We start from the raw sequence: 14,775 nt of genomic DNA, 5'->3' as shown, positions 1-14,775 counted from the left end.
TCGTGCTCGTCGTGCTCGTCGTGCTCGTCGTGCTCGTCGTGCTCGTCGTGCTCGTGGTGATGTTGTTGGTCGCTCATGGTGAGGGCATTCTACCCGACATCGGCGTCGCCTTCGCGGCGCCGGGGAGGGACGGCCAGAGCGGAGAACCGGCGACCCGGCGAAATTTGCCTCTCGTCGCAGAGCGGCGGTGTTGCTATCATCGCCACTGCTGCGAGGGGATGGACGACGACCGGGGGCGGTGTCCGGCCCATTTTCGTGCGATGTGCGCTGGCGAGCTTCGATTGGAAGCCGGCGAAAACAAGGGCGGGAGGTCGATGGCAACCCACCGTGAGAGCCGTGCCATTGCTTTGCCACCCGAGTGGCTGTTCGACATCGTTGCCGACGTCGAGCGTTATCCCGAGTTCGTCCCCCTGGTGCGCGACGCGCGGATCGTCAACCGCTACCAGGATGCCTACGAAACCGAACAGAGTCTGGCTTTCGGCCGACTGGTGCATCGCTTTCGCACGCGCACCGAACTCTCGCGCCCGCGCAGCATCCGCGTCCTTTCCGACGATCGCGCCTTCTGCCGCTTCGACATTCGCTGGACCTTCTCGGCGGTGCGAGAAAATCACTGTCACGTCGATTTCGTGCTCGATTGCAGGACACGCTCGCTGTTTCTCACGCCGGTGATCGAAATGCTGGTGCTGCCGATGGCGGCCAGCATGGTCGGTGCGTTCGAGGCCAGGGCGCAAGCCCTCGCTGCCCGGTCGGGCGTACCGGAAAACGGAGCGGAGCGCGGCCGACGGTACGATTGAACGTCCGGCGACAGGCTCTGGCGCACGCCCGGCACCCGGCAGCGATGGCTTCGGCCAGCCATTCGCCGCTGCCCGGCGCGCGCAATTCTCGCGGATTTGTCCGCATGGGCGGTTAGAATGCGAGCCTTCCCGAATCGAGGACTGCATCGTGAGCAAGGAGCCAAGAAGCCCGGCGGCAATCCCGGCCGCAGCCGCCAGTACCAACTTCATCCGCAACATCATCGAAGCCGACCTGGAAGCCGGCAAGCACGCCGCCCGTCGCTGGTCCGGCCGCCCCGGCCCGGCGGCGCAGCAACTTGCCGGTCCGCTGGATCCGGCGAGGATCCGCACGCGCTTCCCGCCCGAACCGAACGGCTACCTGCATTTCGGTCACGCCAAGTCGATCTGCCTCAACTTCGGGCTGGCACAGGATTTCGGCGGGCGGTGTCACCTGCGTTTCGATGACACCAATCCCGAGAAGGAGGAGCAGGAGTACGTCGATTCGATCATCGATTCCGTGCGCTGGCTGGGCTTTTCCTGGGACGAGGCGGCCACCGGGGAGGCGGCGGGCGAGAACAACCTGTACTTCGCCTCGAACTATTTCGACTGGATGGTCGAGTTCGCCGAGTATCTGATCGCCAGCGGACACGCCTACGTCGAAAGCCAGAGCGCCGAAGAAATGCGCGGCAGCCGTGGCACGCTCACCGAGGCCGGTATCGACTCGCCATTCCGCGAGCGCAGCGTCGAGGAAAACATGGAGCTCTTCCGGCGCATGCAGAAGGGCGAATTCGCCGATGGCGCCCATGTGTTGCGCGCCAAGATCGACATGGCATCGGCGAACATCAACCTGCGTGACCCGGCGATCTACCGCATTCGCCACGCCAGCCATCACAATACCGGCGACCGCTGGTGCGTCTACCCGATGTACACCTACGCGCATCCGATCGAGGATGCGCTTGAGAACATCACGCATTCGATCTGCACGCTCGAATTTGCCGACCAGCGCCCGTTCTACGACTGGGTGCTCGAACGCCTGGCCGAGGGCGGTCTGCTGCAGCGGCCGCTGCCGCAGCAGATCGAGTTCTCTCGCCTCAATCTCACCTACATCGTGCTCTCGAAGCGCCGGCTGATCCAATTGGTCGAAGAGGGGCACGTCAACGGCTGGGACGATCCGCGTTTGCCGACGCTCGTCGGCGCGCGTCGTCGCGGCTACCCGGCGGCCGGTTTCCGCCTGTTTGCCGAACGCGTCGGCGTATCGCGCTCGGAATCGCTGATCGAGTACACGCAACTCGAAGACACCATGCGCGAAGTGCTCAACGAATCGGCCGAGCGTCGCGTCGCCGTGCTCGACCCGCTCAGGCTGATCATCGACAACTACCCGGCCGGCGAAAGCGAGGATTGTCTGGCGCCCAACCATCCGCTCAAGCCGGAACTCGGCAAGCGGGCGATTCCCTTCGGCCGCGAACTGTGGATCGAGCGCGAGGACTTCATGGAAGAGCCAAGCAAGGGCTACCATCGCCTGTATCCCGGCAACCTCGCGCGCCTGCGCTACGCCTACGTGCTCCGCTGCGTCGGCTGCGAGCACGACGAGAACGGCAAGGTCATCGCGGTGCACTGCGAGTACCTGCCGGATTCGAAGAGCGGCACGCCGGGTGCCGACAACTACAAGGTCAAGGGCAACCTGCATTGGGTTTCGGTGGCCGACGCCTGCCCCGCCGAGGTGCGCCTGTACGACCGTCTGTTCGCCGTTGCCTTGCCGGGCGCCCGCCGCGAGGGCGACCCCGAGGATCTGGAGCGCGACTTCCGCGACGACCTCAACCCGAACAGCATCCGGGTGATCCAGGCGTGGCTCGAACCGGCGTTGAAAGGCGCCCGACCGGAAGAGAGCTTCCAGTTCGAACGCCACGGCTACTTCGTCGCCGATCGCGTCGATTCGCGGGAGGGTGCGCCGGTGTTCAACCGCACGGTGACGCTCCGTGATTCGTGGGCGGCAAGACCCGGACAGCGTCAGAGCGGCGGCTGATCGAACGAGCCCCGCTCGCCGGGGCCGAGCGACCTCTTACAGCAGCTCCAGCACCTTTTCGGGTGGCCGCCCGAGAACCGCCCGCTCGCCGCGCACGACGATCGGCCGCTCGATCAGGATCGGATGCGCGACGAGTGCGTCCAGCCATTCCTCGTCGCTCAGCGAACGTCCCGCGTAGTGCTCCTTGAAGACGGCTTCGCCGCGGCGAACCAGCTCGCCGGGACGCATGCCGAGCATGCGCAGCAGCGCGCGCAGTTCTTCCCGGTTCGGCGGCGTCGCCAGGTAATCGACGATCTCGGCGGTGACGCCTTTTTCGGCGATCAGCTGGCACGCGGCGCGGCTCTTCGAGCAGCGCCCGTTGTGGTAAATGCGGACGGGCGCTTCACTCATGCGGGTTCCTCTCCATTACATCCCATCGTCGTTGTGGTCTTCATCGTCGGCATTCCGGCGCACGGTGGGCCGTTGCTTGAGCGAAATGGTAAACGATCGAGCATGGAATGTCGGGAACTGTCTGCGAGAATCGCAATGCCTTCATGTCCCGTGCGGCGGGCTGTGCGGCGTCGGGCGAGGGTAACGCCGGCCGTCACTGCGGTCACCCGGGCAGCCAGTCGATCGCCGAAGCGAAACCGCGGCGGCCGATCGCGCGCGCCAGCGTCGTTTTGCCGACCTGGCGTGCGCCGAGAATCAGCACGGCGGGGAACTGCTGGGCGATCTGGCATGAACGGCCGGTGGCGAGTCGCGCGTACATACCTTTTAACCGATGATGCAAATTTGCAGGGTATCGGGCCGTTGCGACGTCTTCCTTGCGGGTCGCCCGCCGGGCACCTGATTCACGCGATCGCGGCCGGCAGCCCCCTCCACACGATTCCGGCCGGCAGGCTGGCGCGTCCGATGCGGCCCTGGATCTCGGCGAGCAGCTTGCGCAGACGCGCTGCGAGCGACTCCCACTCGGCGTAGAAGCGCGCCCGGCCGTCCTCGCTTCCAGCTTCCGGCCGGCGAGGGTGGGCTTCAGCGCATGCCGACGACGGTTTTCGCCGCCTTGAGGTAGTTGGTGTTGGCCATCACAGCGAGGCCGAGCTCCTCAACGACGGTCTTCAGGCCACCGTAGTCTTCGCTCTCGGCGCAGGCCGATTCGAGCAATGCGCCGTTGAACCAGACCTTGGCGTATTCGCAGACGATGCCGTCGATGGTGAAGCCATAACGGATCTTTTCGACGGTGACCGCGGCAAGATCGGGATTCGCCTTCGTCATGGCCAGGAAGTCTTGGAAGCGGCAGGTCGCACTGGCCAGCGGCGCGTCTGTCCGCAGGCTGGCGAGGATGGTGGACAGCGCCTCGCGGTCGACCGGGAAGTTGAACTTGCCCCTTGGCTGGAAGATTTCGTAGCCGTCGGCCGTCTCGCCGACCTTGACCTTGATGTCGAGGAGGTCGTCGCGGACCTTGACGTTGGCCTCATCGGTATGCCGCGAAAGGAAATAGATTTCAGGCGGCATCGTCCGCGCCTGACCGAGGATGGTCCTGCCGTTCCACATCCTCTCCTGAACGCCGCGGATGATGTTCCTGCCAAAGACGCGGAATTCCGCGCGCGGGGCGATCCGCGCTGCCTCCTCGGCCGAGGTGGCGACATTCCTGGCGAATTCGTTGACCATGCTGACCTCCTGCTCTGCTGGTTATGGATGGGCGATGCGCCCGACAAGCGGCAACGCTCGCGGCGCGATCTGCGTTTACACATCATAGTCCCTGCGCACTCGGGAATCGCCTGCCGACGCCATTGCCGGCAGCATCGTTTGCAGTGGGCGGGGTTCTGCAGGAGAATCCACCGATCGAGGCAGCGAGCGGAGGCGGAGATGAGCGACAGCACAGGCATGTTGCGAGTACGGCAGGCACTCCTCCGCGCGCGCGCCCGGGCGCAGTCGGGGAAGGTTCGGGTGGTGATGGGCAACGAGGCGGCCGACCTGGACTCGATGGTGTCGGCGGTGATGTTTGCCTGGTACCTGGGCGAGCGTGACGCCGCGCTCGCCAGCCTTCCGCTGATTCCCATTCCGCACGAGGATTTCCGGCTCCGCACCGAAGCCCTCTACCTGTTCGATGCCGCGGGTCTGCCCGAGTCGGAACTCGTCTTCGCCGAAGACCTCGATCTCGCAGCCCTGCACGCTGCCGGCCGGCTCGATCTCGTGCTCGTCGACCACAACCGGCTCGGCAAGGCGTTCGCCGCGTTTGCCGACGCGGTATCGGCGATCGTCGATCACCATGCCGATGAACGCCTCTTTCCCCACGCCCAACAGACGATCGAAGGTGTCGGCTCGTGCGCCACGCTCGTCGCCGAGAGTATCCTGCGTGACCTGCCGCAAGCGCTCCCGGCGGATGGGGCGCGACTGCTCCTCGGCACGATCCTCCTCGATACGGTAAACCTCGACGAACAAGCCGGGCGCGTCACCATCAAGGACAGGGAGACAGCGCAGCGACTGATCGCCGTCTGCCGCGACGAACCGGACGGGCTGTTCCAGCGCGTCCAGTTCGAAAAGTTCAATGTCGCCGCGCTCGACACCGCCGACCTGCTGCGCAAGGACTACAAGGACTATCGCGCCGGCAGCATCAACTACGGCGTGAGCTCGGTGCTCCTGCCGATCGCCGACTGGACGCAGAAGGACCCGGGACTCGTCGCGGGGCTGGACGATTATTCCCGAAGGCGCGGGCTCGACGTACTGATCGCGATGAACGCGTACACCGCGCCGCACTTCTGCCGCGAACTCGTCGTTTTCTCGCGCAGCGCCGAGCAGCAGCGAAAGCTCGTGACCTTTCTGTGCGCCAGCGACCTCGGCCTCGTTCCCCTGACCGCCGGCACCCCCGCGGCCAGCGCGCAGGTGGCCTTCTTTCGCCAGCACAACGAGTCGTACTCGCGCAAGAAGCTGCAGCCCGTGCTCGACAGCTTCTTCCGCGAGACCTCCAACTCGTAACGAAAATCCGCCAGCGCGGAAAACGAGGCGCATTCTGCCGTCCTGCTCGTGTTGTCGGCGGGAGGGCGGAAAGCAAGTCGTCGGCGACTGCCCGCTCGTCGTCGCGCCAGTGATGCTGCCTCTTGCCCGGAAGGTTCAAGTCCGGGCGACGGTCCAGTCCTGCACGGTCAGGCCATTGGGCACCAGGCCAAAGGCACGACCCCTTGTCACCAGGATGGCGCCGACGGCCCTGGCGTGTGCCGCGATCATCATGTCCATCGCTGCCAGTGTTACACCGGCGGCCTCGCACGCGGCACGCAGGTCGCCATAAACGCGCGCAACCTCCTGCGTCCAGGGCAGTACCTCGACCCGAATCAGGAACTCCTTCACGCGCGTCGCCAGGCCTGGGGGATGACCGCGCTTCGCGACCCCGTAGCGAAGTTCGGCTTCCGTAATGACGGACACGGCAACGTCTCTCATCGGTAGCGCCGCGAGACGTTCCGAGACGCGGGGGATATCGCCCCGAATGACGTGGCTGGCAACGTTTGTATCCAGCAGGTCGATCGTCATCCCTCGGTTCCGGTGAAAGGGTCACGCGACTGCTCGCCCTGATTGCGATCGGCCTCGTTCATGAAGTCGGCTGGAATCTCGGTCGTGTCGTAGAACGCGAAAAAGTCTGTCCACGAATTCGGCCGACGGGACAACACCACATCGCCGGAATCCGGATCACGCCGGATGAAGACCTCGGTCCCCTCGAACCGGTATTCCTTCGGCAGGCGCACGGCCTGGCTGCGGCCGGTGGTAAAGAGCTTTGCGGTGGTGGTCATGGCAGCCTCGGCAGGGGCAGATGAGTATGTATCAAAATACATACCGAGCGTTGGTGCATGGCAAGGAATGTCGCCGCTACCCCGACTTTTCGCGCGGGGCATGAACGCCCTCCCTTCGCTGTCGGCCAGCCGCGGAGGACGTCTTCCGCCCATGATCGGCGCACGGATGACGAAGCGTTCGCCGGCTCCCCCGATTGCGCCTGGCCGTTGCCCGCCCGTCCTCAAACTGGTGGCGAACAAAGGTCATCGTGTCGGGTGCCGTACGCTTCGCCATCCGGCCAGTGTCGCGATCGCGTCGTCGAAATCGAGAAGCCGATGGACCCCGGGCCGTGGCGCGAGCTGCGCTGCGCCACGGCCGCCGATCCAGAGTTCGATCGGCTCCGGGAGCATCGCGCGCAACTGCGTCAGCAGGCCAGGAAGCGGACGCGACGGGAAGTGGATCGAAAAGGAGAGGCCGACGATGTCGGCCTGATGCGCCGCGGCCGCACGGCCGATGTCGATCAGCGGCGTCTGCGTACCGAGCGCGATGCATTCGGCCCCCTCCAGGGCGAACAGCGTTTCCGCCATCAGCAGCCCCAGCACATGCTGTTCGCCGGGCAGCGTCGTGAGCAGGATGCGGGGCCGATCGCCGGAGGGCAGAGCGGCGATCGTCTGGCGCAGCAGGCGCACGGTGAGTTCGGTGAACAGATGCTCCTCGAACACCTCGATCCGCCCCTGCTCCCAGGCGTCGCCTATCCGTTGGGCGAGCGGCGCCACCGTGTCCTGAACAAATCGTTGCAGGCCCTGGCGGGCCAGGCGCTGCTGCATCGCCTGCAGGTAGGCGCCACCCGCGTGCTGCCGAATGACGGCGATCAAGTCTTCGAGTTCCGAATCGGGGTCTTGTGGTGCGACCGGGCCGGCGCCCACCCGGCGCGGCGGTGCCAGTTCCTCGGGGGAAGTCGCGATCAGCTTGCCCGGCCGGTGGCCCTGATCCATCAGGCGTTTGATCCGTCGTAGCCGCTCCACCTGTTCGGTCGAATAGAGGCGGTCGCCATTACCGTCGCGCTCGGGCATCGGAAAGCCGTAGCGGCGTTCCCACATGCGCAGCACGTCCTTGGACAAGCCGGTATCACGTTCGACGGCGGCAATGTTGTAAGTGAATTCGCTCATTTTTGTCCTGTACGAATGTTCGTCAAAACCTTGACAGACGACGATCTGATCGCTATCGTACGAACAAAATTGATTTTTGTCCAGGACAAACAGAGAGAGGAAGCGCGTCATGAACAGCCCTGCACGCAACGATCATCTGCAGCGCCGGCAGCGCATCGCCGTCGTCGGCGCAGGCATTTCCGGCCTGGCCAGCGCCTGGCTGCTTTCCGACGACCATGAGGTCACGCTGTTCGAGGCGGGCTCCTATCTGGGGGGCCACACGCACACCGTCGACCTGACGCTGGACGGCAAGACCCATCCCGTCGATACCGGCTTCCTGGTCTATAACGACCGCACCTACCCGAACCTGGTTGCCCTGTTCGCCCTGCTCGGCGTCGATAGCGTGCCGACGGAGATGTCGTTCTCGGTGAGTCTGCAGAATCCGGAGCTGGAATGGGCCGGCAGCAATCTCGCCACCGTCTTCGGCCAGAAGCGCAACCTGCTGCGACCGCAATTCTGGGCGATGCTCGCCGACATCCTGCGCTTTCACCGCGAGAGCCAGGCCTGGCTGGCGGCGCCGGCCGACGACGGGCGCAGCCTGCGCCAGTTCCTGAGCGAAAACCGCTACTCCGAGGCGTTCTCCAACTGGTACCTGCTGCCGATGGCGGCCGCGATCTGGTCCTGTCCGACCGGGCAGATGCTCGACATGCCGCTATCCACCTTCCTCCGCTTCTGTGGCAACCACGGCCTGCTGCAGATCTTCGACCGGCCGCAATGGCGCACGGTGCAGGGCGGCGGCCGCGAGTATGTGCGGCGCATCGCCGAACGACTGCGCGATGTCCGCCTTGCCTGTCCGGTGCAGTGCATCGAGCGCGAGGCCTGTGGCCTGCACGTACGGCACGCGGGTGGCAGCGAGAGTTTCGACCAGGTCGTGCTCGCCTGCCACAGTGATCAGGCGCTGGCGATCGCCGGCGGCGCGGTCAGTGCCGGCCAGCGCGAGGTGCTGGCGGCGATCCGCTACCAGCCCAACCGGGCCGTGCTGCACACCGACCGCGTGCTGCTGCCGCGCGACGAGAAACTCTGGTCGGCCTGGAACTACATCGCCGGCAGCGGCGAGATCGGCGAGCAGCCGGTCGGCGTCTCCTACCTGATCAACCGCCTGCAACCGCTACCGTTCGCGACGCCGGTGATCGTCACGCTCAATCCGGCGCGCGCGCCGGACCCGGCCAAGGTCGTCTCCTGGTTCGATTACGACCATCCGATCTTCGACGGAGCGGCGATCGCCGCCCAGCAGCGGCTCGCCAGCGTCCAGGGCGAGCATGGTCTCTGGCTCGCCGGAGCCTGGGGCAGGTACGGCTTCCACGAGGACGGTCTGCGCTCGGCGCTGCTGGTCGCCAATCGCCTCGGGGTGTTCGCGCCCTGGCAAGGCGGGGAGTGTGCCGCGCCGCGTGCGTTGGCCGCGGCCTGAGCGCGCCATGCAGCCGCAACTGATCGTGGGCCATGTCATGCACCGGCGCCTGCGGCCAATCGTGCATGCCTTCGTCTACCCGGTGTTCTGCGTCCAGCTGCCGCTCACGCGTCTCGCCGAGTCGGGCAACGCCATCCTGCGCATCGACCGGCCGGGGCTGATGAGCCTCCGGCAGCGTGACCACGGGCCGCGCGACGGTCGCCCGCTGCTGCCCTGGATACGCGAGCTGCTGCGCCGTCAGGGCCTGCCGGCCGACGGCGAGGTGCTGCTGCAGACCTTCCCGCGCGTGCTTGGCTACGTCTTCAACCCGGTCAGCTTCTGGTACTGCCACGACCGCGCCGGGGAACTGGTGGCCGTGCTGGCCGAAGTGAACAACACCTTCGGCGGTCACCACGACTATCTGCTGTTCAATCCCGATCGCTCGCCACTGCGTGACGGCCAGGTCCTGAGCAGCGCCAAGGCGTTTCACGTTTCGCCCTTCTGCGACGTACAGGGAGAGTATCGCTTCCGCTTCCGGCTGAGCGATCGGCGGGCGGTCGCCCACATCGACTATTTCGACGCGGGCAAGTCCGCCGGCCCACTGCTGCTGACCTCGATCAGCGGCGTCCGACTACCCTGGCGCGAGTCGACCCTGCTCGCCACGTTCCTGCGCATGCCGTTCCTGACCTTCGGCGTGATCGCGCGCATTCACTGGCAGGCGCTGCGGCTCTGGAGCAAGCGCGTTCCCTTCGTCGGCGCGCGGCCCACCCTGCCTTCCCCAACCCGACCCATCGAGGAACCCCACCGATGAAAAACACCCTCACGCTCGGCGCGATGCCGCGGCTTTCCCGCGACACGCGCACCGTCCTCGGCCTGCTCGAAGGCTTGCGCGGCGGCCTGCTGGAAGTCCGCCTGCCCGACGGCACGAACCATCTGTTCGGCGCCGGCGAGTCGGTCGCCACACTGCAGGTCGCCGACGAGGCCGTTTTCTGCGCGGTGCTGGCACGCGGCGACATCGGCTTTGGCGAGGCCTACGTCGACGGCCACTGGGATACGCCCGATCTGACCGGCCTGCTCACCCTGCTGGCGAACAACCGCGAGGTGCTGAAGAAGGCGCTGTATGGCTCCTGGCGGGCGCTTCTCGCGGCGCGCCTGCGTCACTGGGCGAACCGCAACAGCCGCACCGGCAGCCGCCGCAACATCATGGCGCACTACGACCTCGGCAACGATTTCTACCGCCTTTGGCTCGACGAGACGATGAGCTACTCGTCTGCGCTCGATGCGGCTGGCAATGACCTCGCCGCTGCACAGCGTGCCAAGTACCGTCGCATCCTGCGCCGGCTCGCCGCCAGGCCCGGCGAGACCGTGCTCGAGATCGGCTGCGGCTGGGGCGGCTTCGCCGAAATGGCGGCGGCCGATGGCCTGCAGGTGACCGGCCTGACGCTCTCGCCGGCGCAGCTCGACTGGGCGCGGCGGCGTGTCGCAACGGCGGAATTTCGCCTGCAGGACTATCGCGACGTCAGCGAATGCTACGACCACGTCGTCTCGATCGAGATGTTCGAGGCCGTCGGCGAGCGCTGGTGGCCGACCTATTTCCGGACCATCGCGCGCGCGCTGAAACCGGGCGGACGTGCCGTCGTGCAGAGCATCGTCGTCCGCGACGACCTCTTCGCCAGCTACCGGCGCGGTACCGACTTCATTCAGCAGTACATTTTCCCCGGCGGCATGCTGCCCTCGCGCGCGGCGTTCCGGCAGGCGGCGGCGAAGCAGGGGCTGGCGGTGCGCGACGAGTTCCGCTTCGGTCGCGACTACGCGCGCACGCTGGCGGAGTGGCGTCGGGCCTTCGAGGCGAACTGGCCGCAGATCGAGGCGCTCGGTTTCGACGCCCGCTTCCGCCGTCTGTGGCGGCTGTACCTCGCCTATTGTGAGGCCGGCTTCCTGGCCGGCAGCATCGATGTCGTCCAGTTCGAGCTTTGCCATGCTTGAGAAACGACGCGCGCTGCTGCTGGCACTTGCCGCCTGGCCCGCCTGGCCCGCCTGGCCCTTTTCCGGCATCGCGGCGAGCGAAGCGCCGGCGAACCTGCGCCGCTGGGGCAGCGGCGAGTTCCGCCGCTTCGGCTTCCTCATCTACGAGGCGACGCTGTGGGCCGGCGACGATCCGCAACAGCCGCCCCTGCTGCTGCGGCTCGACTATAAACGCGACATCAGCGGCACCGACCTCGTGGCGGCGAGCGTCCGCGAAATGCGCCGAACGGTCGCCGACGAGGCAAGGCTGCGCGCGTGGGGCGGGCGGCTGGCGCGCATCTTCCCCGACGTGAAGGCTGGCGATCACCTGATCGGCCACTACCGGCAGGAAGGCGCGCTGTTCGTGCAGAACGGACGCGAACTCGGCGGCATCGACGATCCCGATTTCGCGCGCGCCTTCTTCGGCATCTGGCTGGATTCGCGCAGCAGCGCACCCGAACTGCGGGCCGCGCTGCTGCAGCAGCCGGGAGTGTGAACGATGAGCCACGCGCGCGTGCTCGCCTACGGCCTGCTCGGCCTGCCGCTCGCCTTCGCGGCGCTGCCGATCTACGTGCACCTGCCGCGCTACTACGCCGAAACGGCCGGCATCGACCTGGCGCTGCTCGGCGCCATCCTGCTCGGCGCGCGCCTGCTCGATGCCGGTATCGATCCCTGGCTCGGCGCGCTCGCCGACCGCGTGTCGCGCCCGACGATGGTCGCCGTCGCGTTGCTGCCCTTCGCCGCCGGTTTCGTCGCGCTGCTGCATCCGCCCGCTGGCGCAGCGGCGCCTTGGCTGCTCGGCTCGCTGGCGCTCACCTACCTCGGCTATTCGGCGGCGACGGTGGCCTATCAGGCGTGGGGGGCGGATATTGGCGACAGTCCCGGCCTGCGCACCCGCCTTACCGCGGCGCGCGAAGGTTTCGGCCTGCTCGGCGTGGTGCTCGCCGCGGTGCTGCCGTCGGTGCTGGCAGCGGATTTCGCGGTCGGCGTCGAGCGGCTGTCCTGGGTGCTGCCACCGCTGTTGCTGGTCGCCGCGCTGGTCACGTTCTCGCGTTTCGGCAGTGCTGGGCGCCGCTCGGCGACCACTGCCGGCTGCGCCGACCCGCGAGAGGGGCTGCAAGACAGCGTGCCTTGGCCATCGCCGGCCGCTAGCCAGCCGTGGTGGCAGGCCGCGCGCGCGGTGCTTGCCGAACCGGCTTTCCGCCGGCTGTTGCTGGTCTTCGTCGTCAACGGCTTCGCCTCGGCGCTGCCGGCCACGCTTTTCCTCTTTTTCGTCGCCGACGTCCTGCAACGGGAATCCGCCAGCGGCCCGCTGCTCGCGCTCTACTTCGTCGCCGGCGCCGCCTCGCTGACGCTCTGGGTGAGAATCGCCGCGATCCGCGGACGTGTCGCCGCCTGGTTCCTCGCCATGCTGCTCTCGATCGCGGCCTTCGCCGGCGCCGGCCTGCTCGGAAGCGGCGACCTCTGGCCCTTCGCCGCGATCTGCCTGGCGTCGGGACTTGCGCTCGGCGCCGATCTCGCCCTGCCGGCCGCCATTGCTGCCGACATCGGCGAACGCATGCGCCAGACGGGCGCCTGCTTCGGCGTCTGGAACTTCGTCGCCAAGCTCAACCTCGCGCTCGCTGCCGGTCTGGCCCTGCCCCTGCTGTCCGTACTCGGCTATTCGCCGGGAAACGCAAGCGGGTTGCCCGCGCTCGTCTTCGCCTACGCGCTGCTGCCGCTCGCCTGCAAGGCGCTGGCGGCGTGGCTGCTCTGGCGCTGGCGTTCCACCCTGGAGATCGAAAAATGAAAAGGATGCTCGCTGTCCTCACGCTCGGCCTCGCCGGTTGTGCCGGTGCCGGTGTCGACCACTATCGCGCCGAACAACCGGCGCTCGACCTCAAGACCTACCTCAATGGCAGCGTCGACGCCTGGGGAATGTTCCAGGACCGCTCCGGCGAAGTGAAGAAGCGCTTCCATGTCGTCATCGATGCGCAGTGGCAGGGCGACACGGGTGTCCTCGACGAACGCTTCCAGTGGTCAGACGGCAGCACCTCGCGCCGCGTCTGGACCTTGCACAAGCAGCCCGACGGCAGTTTTCGCGGTACGGCCGACGACGTGGTCGGTGAGGCGATGGGCGAGGTGGCCGGCAACGCGTTGCGCTGGCGCTACGTCCTGGCGCTGCCGGTAGATGGCAAGACCTATCACGTCGATTTCGACGACTGGATGTTCCTGATCGACGACAAGGTGATGCTCAACCGCTCGTACATGTCGAAGTGGGGCTTCCGCCTCGGCGAAGTGACGCTCACCTTCGTCAAGCGCTAGCCATGGCGATGAACCCGAGGATCGTCGATTGGCAGGGCAGGCGCGTCTGGCTGGTCGGTGCCTCGAGCGGCATCGGTGCCGCCTTCGCGCGGGCGCTGGCGGCGCGCGGCGCCCGCCTCGCGCTCAGCGCGCGCAACCGCGAAAGGCTGGGCGAACTGGGCATCGAGGGTGCCCTGATCCTGCCCGCCGACGCCACCGATGCGGCGAGTCTGCTGGCCGCCCATCGGGGCCTGCAGGCAGTCTGGGGAGGGCTCGATCTCGTCGTCTATCTCGCCGGCGACTACGTGCCGATGCGCGCCGACGATTTCGACCTCGCCGCGGCGGAGAGAGTGGTCGACGTGAACTTCCGCGGCGCCATGCGCCTTGCCGCTACGGTGCTGCGCGAGCTCGAGGCGGGGGGCGGCATCGCCTTCGTCGCCAGCGTTGCCGGTTACCGCGGCCTGCCGAAAGCGCTCGCCTACGGCCCGGGCAAGGCGGCGCTGATCCACTTCGCCGAGTGTCTGTGGTACGACCTCAATCCGAAGGGCATAGGCGTCTGGATCGTCAATCCCGGCTTCGTCGCCACGCGCCTCACCGACCGCAACGACTTCGCGATGCCGGCGCTCCAGACTCCCGAGCAGGCCGCCGCGGCCATGGTCGAGGGCTTCGCCGCCGGCGGCTTCGAGATCCACTTCCCCAGGCGCTTCACGCGGCTGATGAAGTGCATCGCGCACCTGCCGTATCGCTGGAGCCTGCCCCTCGTGCGTCGTTTCACCGGAGCCTGAAATGGATCTCGATGCCCTGGTCCGCTTCTACCAGGAACTCACCCCGGCGAGCGTGGCGCGCTTCCCGGAGTTCTACGCCGAGGACGCCTGGTTCAAGGACCCGTTCCAGGAAGTGCGCGGCGTTGCCGCGATTCAGCGAATCTTCGCCCACATGTTCCGGCAGGTGGAAGAACCGCGCTTCGTCGTCGGCGAGCGGCTTGCCGACGATCGTTCGGCGATGCTGGTGTGGGAATTCCGCTACGGTCGCGGACAGTGTATCCGCGGCGTCTCCCACCTGCGCTTCGCCGAAGACGGCCGCATCGCCTACCACCGGGACTACTGGGATGCGGCCGAAGAGCTCTACGAAAAGTTGCCGGTTCTGGGCATTCTCCTGCGCCGCCTGCGCCGGGCCCTGGCGGCCTGAGACGCTGCCGTCGCGGAACCCCGTAGGCAATCGCCGGGCAGGTCTGCGGGAAAGCTGGCCAAGTCGGCATGCCCGCAGGCATGAGGGCCGCCGGAGGAGTGGCTTCGTTCCCAGATTGCTTCACGCAGCGGAAACCTGCGAAAACTGCGTCGCCCGCGAGTGACCCAT

The 14,775-nt window shown here is 67.0% G+C and carries 17 protein-coding genes; 11 read left to right on the top strand and 6 right to left on the bottom strand.

What is annotated here, in order from left to right; genetic code table 11:
• Together NFV80_RS14590 and NFV80_RS14585 are read left to right on the top strand one after the other, a co-directional pair.
• On the top strand, window positions 1–794 hold a 794-nt coding region (locus NFV80_RS14590; protein WP_295329225.1), incomplete at its 5' end, for a type II toxin-antitoxin system RatA family toxin.
• Window positions 795–942: 148 nt separating this feature from the next.
• Window positions 943–2,796, top strand: coding sequence for a glutamine--tRNA ligase/YqeY domain fusion protein (locus NFV80_RS14585; RefSeq protein WP_295329223.1), 1,854 nt, complete (start codon window positions 943–945; stop codon window positions 2,794–2,796).
• A 36-nt stretch (window positions 2,797–2,832) separates the two neighbouring features.
• Here the strand turns inward: NFV80_RS14585 and arsC are convergent, their stop codons facing one another.
• The 3 genes from arsC to NFV80_RS14570 form a co-directional block, all read right to left on the bottom strand.
• A complete protein-coding gene (gene arsC / locus NFV80_RS14580) occupies window positions 2,833–3,186 on the bottom strand; it encodes an arsenate reductase (glutaredoxin) (protein ID WP_295329221.1) in 354 nt (117 codons plus the stop codon).
• Between the two features lie 202 nt (window positions 3,187–3,388).
• The gene (locus NFV80_RS14575) at window positions 3,389–3,544 is read right to left on the bottom strand and encodes a hypothetical protein (protein WP_295329219.1); all 156 of its coding nucleotides are present in this window, start codon (window positions 3,542–3,544) and stop codon (window positions 3,389–3,391) included.
• A gap of 260 nt (window positions 3,545–3,804) precedes the next feature.
• Window positions 3,805–4,443: a hypothetical protein gene (locus tag NFV80_RS14570; protein WP_295329217.1), complete on the bottom strand. Its 639-nt coding sequence runs from the start codon at window positions 4,441–4,443 to the stop codon at window positions 3,805–3,807.
• A gap of 198 nt (window positions 4,444–4,641) precedes the next feature.
• Here NFV80_RS14570 and NFV80_RS14565 point away from each other — a divergent pair, with 198 nt between their 5' ends.
• Entirely contained in the window at window positions 4,642–5,751 is a 1,110-nt protein-coding gene (locus tag NFV80_RS14565) for a DHH family phosphoesterase (protein WP_295329215.1), read from the top strand.
• A 135-nt stretch (window positions 5,752–5,886) separates the two neighbouring features.
• On the opposite strand, the gene NFV80_RS14560 is transcribed toward NFV80_RS14565, so the two are convergent.
• The 3 genes from NFV80_RS14560 to NFV80_RS14550 all read right to left on the bottom strand — a co-directional run bounded on the left by NFV80_RS14560 (window position 5,887) and on the right by NFV80_RS14550 (window position 7,706).
• Window positions 5,887–6,300 (bottom strand): type II toxin-antitoxin system VapC family toxin, encoded by a 414-nt coding sequence (locus tag NFV80_RS14560; RefSeq protein ID WP_295329213.1) that lies wholly within the window; start codon window positions 6,298–6,300, stop codon window positions 5,887–5,889.
• Window positions 6,297–6,557 (bottom strand): type II toxin-antitoxin system VapB family antitoxin, encoded by a 261-nt coding sequence (gene vapB / locus NFV80_RS14555; RefSeq protein WP_295329211.1) that lies wholly within the window; start codon window positions 6,555–6,557, stop codon window positions 6,297–6,299. Before vapB ends, NFV80_RS14560 begins: the two co-directional genes overlap by 4 nt.
• Window positions 6,558–6,800: 243 nt before the next feature.
• Window positions 6,801–7,706 (bottom strand): MerR family transcriptional regulator, encoded by a 906-nt coding sequence (locus tag NFV80_RS14550; RefSeq protein WP_295329209.1) that lies wholly within the window; start codon window positions 7,704–7,706, stop codon window positions 6,801–6,803.
• Between the two features lie 109 nt (window positions 7,707–7,815).
• Here NFV80_RS14550 and NFV80_RS14545 point away from each other — a divergent pair, with 109 nt between their 5' ends.
• Genes NFV80_RS14545 through NFV80_RS14510 form a run of 8 tightly spaced genes read left to right on the top strand, consistent with a single transcriptional unit; the run spans window position 7,816 to window position 14,607 of the window.
• Window positions 7,816–9,153, top strand: coding sequence for an FAD-dependent oxidoreductase (locus NFV80_RS14545; RefSeq protein WP_295329208.1), 1,338 nt, complete (start codon window positions 7,816–7,818; stop codon window positions 9,151–9,153).
• 7 nt (window positions 9,154–9,160) lie between these two features.
• Window positions 9,161–9,943, top strand: a complete 783-nt coding sequence (locus NFV80_RS14540) for a DUF1365 domain-containing protein (protein WP_295329206.1) — start codon at window positions 9,161–9,163, stop codon at window positions 9,941–9,943.
• Complete coding sequence (locus tag NFV80_RS14535) at window positions 9,940–11,118, top strand: cyclopropane-fatty-acyl-phospholipid synthase family protein (protein WP_295329204.1); 1,179 nt, start codon at window positions 9,940–9,942, stop codon at window positions 11,116–11,118. Before NFV80_RS14540 ends, NFV80_RS14535 begins: the two co-directional genes overlap by 4 nt.
• Complete coding sequence (locus NFV80_RS14530; RefSeq protein ID WP_295329203.1) at window positions 11,111–11,632, top strand: chalcone isomerase family protein; 522 nt, start codon at window positions 11,111–11,113, stop codon at window positions 11,630–11,632. Before NFV80_RS14535 ends, NFV80_RS14530 begins: the two co-directional genes overlap by 8 nt.
• A 3-nt stretch (window positions 11,633–11,635) precedes the next feature.
• Window positions 11,636–12,925: an MFS transporter gene (locus NFV80_RS14525; RefSeq protein ID WP_295329201.1), complete on the top strand. Its 1,290-nt coding sequence runs from the start codon at window positions 11,636–11,638 to the stop codon at window positions 12,923–12,925.
• Complete coding sequence (locus NFV80_RS14520; protein ID WP_295329199.1) at window positions 12,922–13,440, top strand: DUF3833 domain-containing protein; 519 nt, start codon at window positions 12,922–12,924, stop codon at window positions 13,438–13,440. The genes NFV80_RS14525 and NFV80_RS14520 overlap by 4 nt, the downstream gene beginning before the upstream one ends.
• Window positions 13,441–13,448: 8 nt before the next feature.
• Window positions 13,449–14,204, top strand: a complete 756-nt coding sequence (locus NFV80_RS14515) for an SDR family NAD(P)-dependent oxidoreductase (protein ID WP_295329230.1) — start codon at window positions 13,449–13,451, stop codon at window positions 14,202–14,204.
• Between the two features lies 1 nt (window position 14,205).
• Window positions 14,206–14,607, top strand: a complete 402-nt coding sequence (locus tag NFV80_RS14510; protein WP_296759133.1) for a nuclear transport factor 2 family protein — start codon at window positions 14,206–14,208, stop codon at window positions 14,605–14,607.
• Window positions 14,608–14,775: the final 168 nt, after the last annotated feature.

It is taken from the genome of Accumulibacter sp. (genome assembly GCF_023806565.1).
Classification (GTDB): domain Bacteria; phylum Pseudomonadota; class Gammaproteobacteria; order Burkholderiales; family Rhodocyclaceae; genus Accumulibacter.
The sequence above is the reverse complement of the archived record's forward strand: the minus strand, read 5'-3'. Positions and strand labels throughout refer to the sequence as shown.

What these genes read in the sequence shown, in the direction of transcription:
- NFV80_RS14510 (WP_296759133.1), top strand. Translation starts at nt 14,206, where the DNA reads ATGGATCTCGATGCCCTGGTCCGCTTCTACCAGGAACTCACCCCGGCG.
- NFV80_RS14520 (WP_295329199.1), top strand. Translation starts at nt 12,922, where the DNA reads ATGAAAAGGATGCTCGCTGTCCTCACGCTCGGCCTCGCCGGTTGTGCC.
- NFV80_RS14550 (WP_295329209.1), bottom strand. Translation starts at nt 7,706, where the DNA reads ATGAGCGAATTCACTTACAACATTGCCGCCGTCGAACGTGATACCGGC.
- NFV80_RS14535 (WP_295329204.1), top strand. Translation starts at nt 9,940, where the DNA reads ATGAAAAACACCCTCACGCTCGGCGCGATGCCGCGGCTTTCCCGCGAC.
- NFV80_RS14565 (WP_295329215.1), top strand. Translation starts at nt 4,642, where the DNA reads ATGAGCGACAGCACAGGCATGTTGCGAGTACGGCAGGCACTCCTCCGC.
- arsC (WP_295329221.1), bottom strand. Translation starts at nt 3,186, where the DNA reads ATGAGTGAAGCGCCCGTCCGCATTTACCACAACGGGCGCTGCTCGAAG.
- NFV80_RS14515 (WP_295329230.1), top strand. Translation starts at nt 13,449, where the DNA reads ATGAACCCGAGGATCGTCGATTGGCAGGGCAGGCGCGTCTGGCTGGTC.
- NFV80_RS14570 (WP_295329217.1), bottom strand. Translation starts at nt 4,443, where the DNA reads ATGGTCAACGAATTCGCCAGGAATGTCGCCACCTCGGCCGAGGAGGCA.
- NFV80_RS14575 (WP_295329219.1), bottom strand. Translation starts at nt 3,544, where the DNA reads ATGTACGCGCGACTCGCCACCGGCCGTTCATGCCAGATCGCCCAGCAG.
- NFV80_RS14530 (WP_295329203.1), top strand. Translation starts at nt 11,111, where the DNA reads ATGCTTGAGAAACGACGCGCGCTGCTGCTGGCACTTGCCGCCTGGCCC.
- vapB (WP_295329211.1), bottom strand. Translation starts at nt 6,557, where the DNA reads ATGACCACCACCGCAAAGCTCTTTACCACCGGCCGCAGCCAGGCCGTG.
- NFV80_RS14525 (WP_295329201.1), top strand. Translation starts at nt 11,636, where the DNA reads ATGAGCCACGCGCGCGTGCTCGCCTACGGCCTGCTCGGCCTGCCGCTC.
- NFV80_RS14545 (WP_295329208.1), top strand. Translation starts at nt 7,816, where the DNA reads ATGAACAGCCCTGCACGCAACGATCATCTGCAGCGCCGGCAGCGCATC.
- NFV80_RS14540 (WP_295329206.1), top strand. Translation starts at nt 9,161, where the DNA reads ATGCAGCCGCAACTGATCGTGGGCCATGTCATGCACCGGCGCCTGCGG.
- NFV80_RS14560 (WP_295329213.1), bottom strand. Translation starts at nt 6,300, where the DNA reads ATGACGATCGACCTGCTGGATACAAACGTTGCCAGCCACGTCATTCGG.